The 8,935-nt window shown below is 38.2% G+C and carries 8 protein-coding genes, 1 tRNA gene, 2 pseudogenes and 1 riboswitch; of the genes and pseudogenes, 6 read left to right on the top strand and 5 right to left on the bottom strand.

Annotated elements, in window-relative coordinates; translation table 11 throughout:
• Positions 1–191 precede the first annotated feature (191 nt).
• Positions 192–611 (bottom strand): effector binding domain-containing protein, encoded by a 420-nt coding sequence (locus LFLEISCH_RS10470; RefSeq protein WP_007476208.1) that lies wholly within the window; start codon positions 609–611, stop codon positions 192–194.
• Positions 612–711: 100 nt separating this feature from the next.
• On the opposite strand from LFLEISCH_RS10470, the pseudogene LFLEISCH_RS10465 reads away from it, so the two are divergent.
• Positions 712–1,633, top strand: a pseudogene (locus tag LFLEISCH_RS10465) (helix-turn-helix transcriptional regulator).
• 171 nt (positions 1,634–1,804) lie between these two features.
• Here LFLEISCH_RS10465 and LFLEISCH_RS10460 read toward each other — a convergent pair.
• From LFLEISCH_RS10460 to LFLEISCH_RS10445, 4 genes are read right to left on the bottom strand one after another with little or no spacing between them, the layout of a single operon-like run.
• Positions 1,805–2,587 (bottom strand): carbon-nitrogen family hydrolase, encoded by a 783-nt coding sequence (locus LFLEISCH_RS10460; RefSeq protein WP_007476206.1) that lies wholly within the window; start codon positions 2,585–2,587, stop codon positions 1,805–1,807.
• Positions 2,588–2,605: 18 nt separating this feature from the next.
• Positions 2,606–3,268: a methionine ABC transporter permease gene (locus tag LFLEISCH_RS10455; RefSeq protein WP_007476204.1), complete on the bottom strand. Its 663-nt coding sequence runs from the start codon at positions 3,266–3,268 to the stop codon at positions 2,606–2,608.
• Positions 3,261–4,280: a methionine ABC transporter ATP-binding protein gene (locus tag LFLEISCH_RS10450; RefSeq protein ID WP_007476202.1), complete on the bottom strand. Its 1,020-nt coding sequence runs from the start codon at positions 4,278–4,280 to the stop codon at positions 3,261–3,263. Before LFLEISCH_RS10450 ends, LFLEISCH_RS10455 begins: the two co-directional genes overlap by 8 nt.
• A gap of 12 nt (positions 4,281–4,292) precedes the next feature.
• Positions 4,293–5,111 carry a MetQ/NlpA family ABC transporter substrate-binding protein gene (locus LFLEISCH_RS10445; RefSeq protein WP_007476200.1) on the bottom strand — a complete coding sequence of 273 codons (819 nt, stop codon included), beginning with the start codon at positions 5,109–5,111 and terminating at the stop codon, positions 4,293–4,295.
• Positions 5,112–5,241: 130 nt separating this feature from the next.
• Positions 5,242–5,352: riboswitch (SAM riboswitch) on the bottom strand.
• Positions 5,353–5,504: 152 nt separating this feature from the next.
• On the opposite strand from LFLEISCH_RS10445, the gene LFLEISCH_RS10435 reads away from it, so the two are divergent.
• The 5 genes and pseudogenes from LFLEISCH_RS10435 to LFLEISCH_RS16505 all read left to right on the top strand — a co-directional run bounded on the left by LFLEISCH_RS10435 (position 5,505) and on the right by LFLEISCH_RS16505 (position 8,886).
• Complete coding sequence (locus LFLEISCH_RS10435; protein ID WP_007476195.1) at positions 5,505–6,686, top strand: pyridoxal phosphate-dependent aminotransferase; 1,182 nt, start codon at positions 5,505–5,507, stop codon at positions 6,684–6,686.
• A gap of 69 nt (positions 6,687–6,755) precedes the next feature.
• Positions 6,756–6,828 (top strand) — tRNA-Asp (locus LFLEISCH_RS10430).
• Positions 6,829–6,964: 136 nt separating this feature from the next.
• Positions 6,965–7,402, top strand: a complete 438-nt coding sequence (locus LFLEISCH_RS10425; RefSeq protein ID WP_007476194.1) for a GyrI-like domain-containing protein — start codon at positions 6,965–6,967, stop codon at positions 7,400–7,402.
• A 45-nt stretch (positions 7,403–7,447) separates the two neighbouring features.
• Positions 7,448–8,383: a helix-turn-helix transcriptional regulator gene (locus tag LFLEISCH_RS10420; protein WP_394798127.1), complete on the top strand. Its 936-nt coding sequence runs from the start codon at positions 7,448–7,450 to the stop codon at positions 8,381–8,383.
• Positions 8,343–8,886, top strand: a pseudogene (locus LFLEISCH_RS16505) (ClbS/DfsB family four-helix bundle protein). The gene LFLEISCH_RS10420 and the pseudogene LFLEISCH_RS16505 overlap by 41 nt, the downstream one beginning before the upstream one ends.
• The last annotated feature ends 49 nt before the right edge of the window (positions 8,887–8,935 follow it).

Raw genomic sequence — 8,935 nt, 5'->3', positions numbered from 1 at the left:
TACTTGGTTGATCCATTTCTTGTTTTTTAAATTCATAATTTTAATAAAAGTTGTATTTTTCGAATTTATTTTTAAGTACTAATATGTTATAATCATTTGTTTTATCATTTTAGTAGATTATTTTATATTTTCTTTTTTACTAAATTAGAATAAAGCAAGCCCACTTTGTATTCAAAGTGGGCTTGTGCTAATTATTTCGAATTCACTGGAATATAAATCGTAAATTTATCCTCACGTAAATCTTCTAAGTTGAAGTTGCCAGCTAAGTCATATTGTCCGCCTTGCATGACTTCACCGTAAGTTTGACCGATAAAATTATCAATCGCTGTACGTTCTGTTTCTTCTGTCACAAATTTTGCATAGTCGCCTTCTGGAACTTCGAAAGAAATGACACCATTTCCATCACCGGATTTTGCAACAATATAGTTTTGCTTGCCTTCAATCGCTGCGTTAATTCCTACATAATTTTTAGAACCATCTGCATACTTTTCGAATGCTGCTGATTTAATTTCACTCATTTTAGAAAAACCTTCTTGTGGATTAAACTCGGGAATTTCAACTTTTTCTCCGGAAAATACTTCTTTTTCTAAATGTACAATTTCAAATGCCATAACTTTTCCCTCCAAAAATAAATTTAATTTTGTTATGATGTAACTATATCACGGTAATGTTGACAACTATCTGTCATCATTTAAATAAAAGGAGAAAAAAATGAAAATTGAGCGCTTAATTGGCATTGTTATGCTGCTACTTCAACGTGAACTTGTAAGTGCAAATGAAATGGCATTGATGTTTGAGGTGTCCAAACGGACGATTTATCGCGATATGGAGACGTTATCGATGGCTAAAATTCCAATATATACTATGCCAGGCGTTAACGGGGGAATTGGGATTATGCCGACCTATAAGGTGGATAAGCGTCTACTAACAACGGATGATTTAACATCAATCGTGACAAGCTTAAGTGGATTTGAACAGTTATTTTCTTCACAAGAGATAAAGAAAACCCTGCTTAAAATGAAAAATATGCTAAAGTCAGATCAGGAAAATACGGATAATTTAATTTCGTTAGATTTTTCAAATGTGACAGGAAAAAAAGAAAATTAATGAGCATGTTGAAGAGCTACATCTTGCCATTAAAAAACATCAATTTGTACGCATTTCCTACAATGACCGCGACGGAAATGAGACGAATCGTAAGGTTGAACCGTATCATTTATTGTTTCGAAATCGTTACTGGTATCTACAAGGATATAGCATCGAACGTGAAGATTTTAGAACCTTTAAGTTATCACGCATACTTCATTTAGACGTACTTCCGGAAACTTTTATTCCGCGTGAATTTGTTGTGAAGCCATTTAATCCACCAAAACAGTATCCAGTATTTGAAATGCTTGAGGTGGATTTGCTTCTAGACCGCACTGGTAGGGAGCAAATTATAGAGCGGGCAAATTTAATAGAAATTAAACCAGAAGATCAGACCTACTTTCTTGCTAAGGTGATTTTACCGAACCACGAGGCTGGATACCGCTTTTTATTAAATTTAGGGAAACATGCTACGATTAAAAGTCAAAATGAATTTTATGATGGCTTTGTGGCCTATTTGGAGGACATTCAAATGAAATACCAATAACAAGAAAGAGCCTATCCAACGGATAGGCTCTTTCTCACTTTCAAGGATGCTATATAAAATAGGCTGGACACCTATGACCTTGATTTTTCTATATTGTACTGTTGGAAAATGAAAAATGAATGAAAATAAAAGAAGAAATAAATAAAAAGCCTTCAAAACGAAGACTTTTGTTTAAAAATATAATTCTGGACGACGGTCATCGAAAACAGAAATAGCCGATCGCGCCTCATGAACTTCATCTAATTGGATTGTACAATAGAGATTTTCTTCTTTTTCTCCTGCAGAGAGGAGAATGTCACCCTGAGGATTAATTACCATAGAATGCCCGTTAAATTGGTTGTTTGGATCTTGCCCGATACGGTTAACGGCAACAACGAAAGCCTGATTTTCAATAGCTCTCGCAACCAGTAGTTTTTCCCATTGTGAAATACGGACATCAGGCCACTGGGCAACAACAAAAATGACTTCAGCGCCCTTTGCAGCATGGTATCTTATCCATTCAGGGAAACGAATATCATAACATATAAAACCAGCTGTTTTGATGCCGTCTAACATAAACAAGTTGGCATCATTGCCTGGCTCTAAATAAAGATGTTCATCCATTAATTTGAACGGATGGACCTTTTTATAAGAAGAAAGAAAATCTCCTTGACTATCAAAAGCGTACATAATGTTTGTGAATTTTCCCTCTGTTTTGATGGCAACGGAACCACCAATAATGGTGATGTTTTGCTCTTTCGCAAGCGCCGATAAAAATTTTTTCGTTCGCTCGCCGTTACGGTCAGCATACATTTCAAGCTCACCCAAACAGTAACCCGTATTCCACATCTCGGGTAAAACGGCAATTTGGGCACCGCTTTTTGCCGCCTCAGTCACTGCTTGCCGAACCCGTTTGAAATTCGCGTCTGGATCTTTAAATGTGACATCAATTTGGCAAAGTGCTAACTTCCACATATTGTATTCCCCCAGTTTTTAATCTTTCTTTAATCGTCTTGCTAGGAAATTTCCAAGGGATTGTAAGGCTTGAACGATAATAATCAAAATAATGATGGTTGCATACATAATCGTTGGTTCAGAGCGCTGGAACCCGTATTGATAAGCGATAGTTCCAAGACCACCCCCACCAACAAGGCCAGCCATCGCAGTAGCTCCAATAAGCCCAATTGTTGCGATTGTAAGTCCAAGAACAATGCCTGAACGCGCTTCACGCAAGACAACATTTAAAATGATTTTGGATGTTGAAATTCCCATCGCTTGATATGCTTCAATTACGCCACGGTCCACTTCAAGAAGAGCAGATTCCATCAGTCGGGCAATGTAAGGCGCTGTAAACACAACAAGCGGTAAAATAACTCCCTTAACGCCAATTGTAGTGCCAACAACAAGTTTTGTAAATGGTAGAATTAAAAAAAGTAGGATGATAAAGGGCAGTGAACGCAAAATATTAATCACCCAATTTAAAATAGTGTAAGCCGTTTTATTTTCAGCTTGCCCATCTTTTCTGGTTAAAACAAGCAAAATACCAAGTGGCAGACCCACCAAAATGGCGATGACGAGCGTTATACCTGTCATCGTAAGGGTTTCTAGAAAGCCAGTCCAGAGCGTATCGCCCCATTCATTAAAAAAATTAACCATTATGTTGCACCTCCGAAACGACAACGCCTTGTTCACGTAAATAATCAATCGCCTTGTTATATTCCACTTCGTCGCCCTTTAAATGCACTAAAAGCTTACCAAGTGTATCATTTTTAAGGTGATCAATTCCTCCCGCCAAAATGCTTGGGAGGCAATCAAATTTGCGAGAAACGAGCGCAAGGGCAGGCTCATCCGAACCTTCGCCAATAAAATGGAGGGAAACGAGTTTTCCGGTTTGTTTATATTTTTCTAAAACGTCAGCTGGAATTTCAAAGCTCGCCTCAGATCCAACAAAGCGTTTTGTTGTAGGATGATGAGGTTTTGTGAAAACATCCAAAACGGAGCCTTCCTCAACAATTTGTCCGTTTTCCATGACGGCCACACGATCACAAATACGCTGAATAACATCGAGTTCATGCGTAATTAAGAAAATTGTAATCCCAAGTTCACGATTGATTTTAAGAAGAAGATTTAAAATCGCTTCGGTTGTATCTGGATCAAGCGCACTAGTCGCTTCGTCGCTAAGTAGAATTTCAGGTTCATGAGCAAGTGCTCTTGCAATCGCCACACGCTGCTTTTGTCCGCCGGATAGTTGCGCCGGGAAATTTTCTTTTTTCTCCGTAAGGCCAACAATGTCTAAATATTTTTCTACGCGAACTTTAATTTCGTCGCTACTTAGGCCCTCAAGTTTAAGCGGTAATGCGATATTTTCATAAACAGTGGCCGTTTTAAGTAGGTTGTAGCCTTGAAAAATCATTCCAATTTTACGCCTTGTCAAACGCAGATTTTTAGTAGATAGTGACGCCAAGTTTTCACCAGCAATTTGAACCGTTCCCTCAGTTGGTTTTTCCAAAAAGTTAATACAACGCACAAGTGTGCTTTTTCCAGCGCCACTATAACCAACTACACCATAAATCTCACCTTTTTGGACAGAAAGGGAGACATCCTTGACCGCCTGAACGCTCCGTCCGTTTACATCAAATGTTTTACTTACATGTTCGAGCTTAATCATGCTAACAACTCCCTAAAATGCAGGTACGACTGACCCATTAAATTCTTTATCAATGAAGCTTTTGATTTCATCAGAATGGTAATATTTTTCAAGCGTTTTGACTACTTCATCATCTTTGTTTTCAGTACGAACGACAAAAACATTTGGATAAGGATTGTCTTTAGTCGGCTCATGGAAAATGGCATCATCGTTAATCGTAAGTCCTGCACCCATTGCGAAGTTTGTATTAATAGCCGCTGCTTTTACTTCGCCTAACTGGGAGGGGATTTGAGATGCTTCAAGTTCAATGATTTCTAAATCGAGTGGATTTTCCGCCACATCTTTTTTCGTTGCTTTTTCTTCTACACCGTCTTTAAGTTTTAAAACGCCAGCATCTTCAAAAAGTTTTAAGCCACGATATTCGTTTGAAGGATCATTTGGAACTGCAATTTTATCCCCCTTTTTAAGTCCTTTAATGTCTTTAATATCTTTTGCGTAAATGCCCATTGGGAAAGCGACTGTTTTAAAGACTTGCTCGATTTTGTAGCCTTTATCTTTTTTCTGAGCATCTAAAAAAGGAATGGTTTGGTAGTTATTCGCGTCTAAATCCCCGTCGTTTAGCGCTGTATTAGGTGTATTATAATCGTCAAACGTTTTGATAGTAATATCAAGGCCGTCTTTTTTAGCTAACTTTTTCACTTCTTGTGCAATTTGTTGGTGGGGACCTCCTGTTACGCCAAGTGTGATTTTTTCTGTACTAAGCTTTTCAGAGCTACCGCCCCCGCAAGCTGTAAGTGCAAGTAGTGAAGCACCAATGATTGAAATAAAAATTCCCTTTGTTCTCTTTTTCATGAAAATTCCTCCCTAAATATGTATGAACTAAATTTTTATACAATTTCTTTTTGAGTGAACCTTAAATGGGCATAAAAATAACCCCCCTATTTCAGAATAGAGAAGTTGAATGATTTGCGTATTCGAACTCCTCTTATCTGCCAAAATGGACATACCATTTTGCTGGAATTAGCACCTTCACTTGAAAAAGTTAGGTTGCCGGGCGTCAACGGGCCAGTCCCTCAGCCACTCTCGATAAGAGAATTGGATTATAAAAACTTGTTACGTAAAAATATACCGATTTTTGGAGCTGTTGTCAATGCTTTTTTAATCTTTTTTATTTCCGGACTAGACAAAATTGCAAGAAAACTTTAAGATGTTTATCAATGAAACATAAAACGGGAGGCATGCGACATGAGATTTTCTAAAAAACTCGAAAACTTACCAGAACAATTTTTCTCAAAGCTTGTGCAAAATGTAAACCGCAAAGTGGCGGAAGGGCATGATGTCATTAATTTAGGTCAAGGAAATCCTGATCAACCTACACCACAAAATATCGTGGATGCACTCAAAAATGCCGCAGATGATGCGCAAAACCACAAGTATTCTTTGTTTCGCGGCAAGGCAGAATTGAAGGAGGCGGCTGCCCATTTTTACAAAAAAGAGTACGGGGTAGATTTGGATCCTGAAAAAGAAATTGCCATTTTATTCGGGACGAAAACGGGGCTTGTGGAGCTTCCGATGTGTTTGCTTAATCCACAAGAAACAATGCTTCTGCCTGACCCGGGCTATCCAGATTACCTTTCTGGTGCGGTTTTAGCGGATGCAAAGTACAAGTTAATGCCTCTTTTGGAAGAAAATCAATTTCTACCCGATTATGCCCAAATTGATGCGGCTACACGGTCGGATGCGAAGCTAATGTATTTAAATTATCCAAACAATCCAACCGGCGCAACAGCTACAAAGCAGTTTTTCGAAGACACCGTTTCATTTGCACAAAAAAATGAGATAGCGGTAGTGCATGATTTTGCTTACGGTGCAATTGGTTTCTTGGAAAAACCAATAAGTTTCCTTGAGACGGAAGGCGCAAAAGACGTGGGAATTGAACTGTATACACTTTCCAAAACATACAATATGGCCGGCTGGCGAATTGGTTTTGCCGCTGGAAATGAAAAAATGATTGAAGCCATCAATTTAATTCAAGACCATTTATATGTTAGCCTTTTCCCAGCCATTCAAGATGCTGGAATTGAAGCGCTTCTCGGCTCCCAACAATCCGTTTACGAACAAAATGAACGCTATGAAAATCGAAAAAATGCCTTTTTAGCCGCGTGTGAAAAAATTGGCTGGGAAGCCGTCGTTCCAAAAGGCTCCTTTTTTGCTTGGATGAAAGTGCCTCAAAACTTTACAAGCACAAGCTTTACAGAACTTTTACTTGAAAAAGTGAATGTGGCGGTAGCGGATGGAAGCGGCTTTGGCGAATACGGCGAAGGTTACGTCCGAGTAGGTCTTCTAATGGATGAGGATAGGCTTGTAGAAGCTGTTGAGCGGATTGAAACATTAAACATATTTAAAACCGCAACCTATAGCCGTTAAAAAAATAGTTGACGATTTCCGGCAATCATGGTTTAATGATTAGGTGCCCTTTTTATGAGGCGTACAAATGGTTCCGTGGTGTAGGGGTTAACATGCCTGCCTGTCACGCAGGAGATCGCGGGTTCAAATCCCGTCGGGACCGTTTTGACTAAAAAAGCGACGATAAACATTTTGTTTATCGTCGCTTTTTTGCGTTTTTATATAATTATTTTGACTATCTTGACAAACAGTTGTCAAAGTCATTTGATAGGATGAAAAAGAAAGGGAGGTAATGAAAAATGAATTATGAAATAGTCAATTTTAAAGAAGTTAAAGTGGAAGGAGAACATGTACGTATTAGTAACAATGATGCGCATATGAGCTTTAAATTTAATGATCTATGGCAAGGTTTCTATCAAAATCATGCTACAATGGACATGGATACGCTTGTTTATGGTGTGTATTTTAATTTTGAAGGGGATTATCAAAATCCTATTTCTTTATCCTATGATGTCCTTGCTGGCGTAGCTTCTAAAAATGGAACAGTGAGCATTCAAAATGGCAAATATGCTCGCTTTGAAATCGTAGGGAATCCTATGACTGCGCCTGCCATACTGTGGCAAGAAATCTGGGAAACCAAATTAAATCGCGCCTGTGTGACCGATTTTGAATTGTATTATCCAAATCCAGATATCGAAAAAACACGAATTGAAATTTATATTGGTTTAAAATCTTAATCATACTTTTTTAAAAAAGGAAGGTTGCTTATGCGTTTTAATCGAATGATGGCGATTGTTTTACTGCTTGTTAGCAAACGAAGGATAACAGTTCAAGCGCTTGCTGAATTTTTTGAAGTGTCAACGCGGACGATTTATCGCGACATAGAAGCGCTTTTATATGCGGGTGTGCCCATTATGTCCACGCCAGGCTTTAAGGGTGGCATTAGCCTTACGGAAAATTATTATTTAGATAAACAACTGCTATCCTCACTCGATTTTAAGTATGTGCTACTTTCGCTTTACCAATTAAATATTCAAAATGATACAAATAAAAATAGTATCATAAACAAACTGGAATTGTTATTCGATGAGGCAGAGTTAGAACAAATTGAGCAACATGCGCGTCAAATTGTAGTGGATTTGTCCTCGTGGCAAGGGACTAAAACGGATGACGCCAAATTTATTTTAATCCAAGAGGCCATCAAAAATTATCAACAAATTTCATTTCTTTATACGAAACTAGACGGAAGTAAAAAGGCGCGCCTAGTAGAGCCGTATCAATTGCTTTTTAAAAGTGGACGCTGGTATATAAGTGGTTTGGAAGAAGGGGCATCAAAATTATTTTTGCTGGACCGGGCGAAACAAGTAGAATTAGGAGAAGTTTTTAAACCAGATGAGAACTATTTTGAAAAAGGTTTTGTTTGGGAAGAACAAAATATGCTTTTGTTTGTACTCCGAATCGATCGCGCCATTTTTCATATTTTCGATAGCTGGCACCAAGTGGAAATTATAGAAGAGCAAGACGATTTTTTACGATTAAAAATTTTTGCTGAACATAATGCGTGGTTGGACAACTTCATTTTAAGCCTAGGGAGCGCTTGTGTGGTTGAAAGCCCTGAGTCGTTACGTGCTTTTGTTAGGGGGCATGTTTTAGATATGTATCAAAATTATAGGGGAGATGAGGGACGTGGCAAGACCAACGACGAAAGTGGATCTTGAAAATGCGAGTTATGAAAAATATCAGCTACTTATGCAGACTTTAGATGCGATACCAGAAGAAGCTAAGACGGCGCCATTTACATTCGATATTTCTAAGCAAAAAGAAGCGCACTGGAAAAGAGATAAGAATATACGAGATGTTCTCATCCATTTGTATGAATGGCAACAGTTATTGTTGAAATGGGTAGAGGCGAATATAGAAGGGGAGCGAAAACCATTTTTTAAAAGAGGGGTATAACTGGAAAACCTACGGCGCGATGAATCAACTTTTTTGGGAAAAACATCAACAGACTGAGTACGCTAAGGCCCTTACACTTTTAGAAGAAAGTCATAATAAGGTGATGCAACTCATGGAACCATTTTCAAATGACGAGTTATTTCAAAAAGGAGCGGTGTCTTGGAGCGGTGGAACTACACTTGGCAGTTATTTTATCTCCACAACCTCAAGCCATTATGATTGGGCCATTAAAAAGTTAAAGAAACACCAAAAAAGTTTAACATAAACTTCGTAAAATTTTGTTTAAAGCGGCTAGTAAATGTAAATTTACTAGC

The organism is Listeria fleischmannii subsp. fleischmannii LU2006-1 (assembly GCF_000344175.1).
Classification (GTDB): Bacteria; Bacillota; Bacilli; order Lactobacillales; family Listeriaceae; genus Listeria; species Listeria fleischmannii.
The sequence above is the reverse complement of the archived record's forward strand: the minus strand, read 5'-3'. Positions and strand labels throughout refer to the sequence as shown.

What these genes read in the sequence shown, in the direction of transcription:
- LFLEISCH_RS10470 (WP_007476208.1), bottom strand. Translation starts at nt 611, where the DNA reads ATGGCATTTGAAATTGTACATTTAGAAAAAGAAGTATTTTCCGGAGAA.
- LFLEISCH_RS10460 (WP_007476206.1), bottom strand. Translation starts at nt 2,587, where the DNA reads ATGTGGAAGTTAGCACTTTGCCAAATTGATGTCACATTTAAAGATCCA.
- LFLEISCH_RS10455 (WP_007476204.1), bottom strand. Translation starts at nt 3,268, where the DNA reads ATGGTTAATTTTTTTAATGAATGGGGCGATACGCTCTGGACTGGCTTT.
- LFLEISCH_RS10450 (WP_007476202.1), bottom strand. Translation starts at nt 4,280, where the DNA reads ATGATTAAGCTCGAACATGTAAGTAAAACATTTGATGTAAACGGACGG.
- LFLEISCH_RS10445 (WP_007476200.1), bottom strand. Translation starts at nt 5,111, where the DNA reads ATGAAAAAGAGAACAAAGGGAATTTTTATTTCAATCATTGGTGCTTCA.
- LFLEISCH_RS10435 (WP_007476195.1), top strand. Translation starts at nt 5,505, where the DNA reads ATGAGATTTTCTAAAAAACTCGAAAACTTACCAGAACAATTTTTCTCA.
- LFLEISCH_RS10425 (WP_007476194.1), top strand. Translation starts at nt 6,965, where the DNA reads ATGAATTATGAAATAGTCAATTTTAAAGAAGTTAAAGTGGAAGGAGAA.
- LFLEISCH_RS10420 (WP_394798127.1), top strand. Translation starts at nt 7,448, where the DNA reads ATGATGGCGATTGTTTTACTGCTTGTTAGCAAACGAAGGATAACAGTT.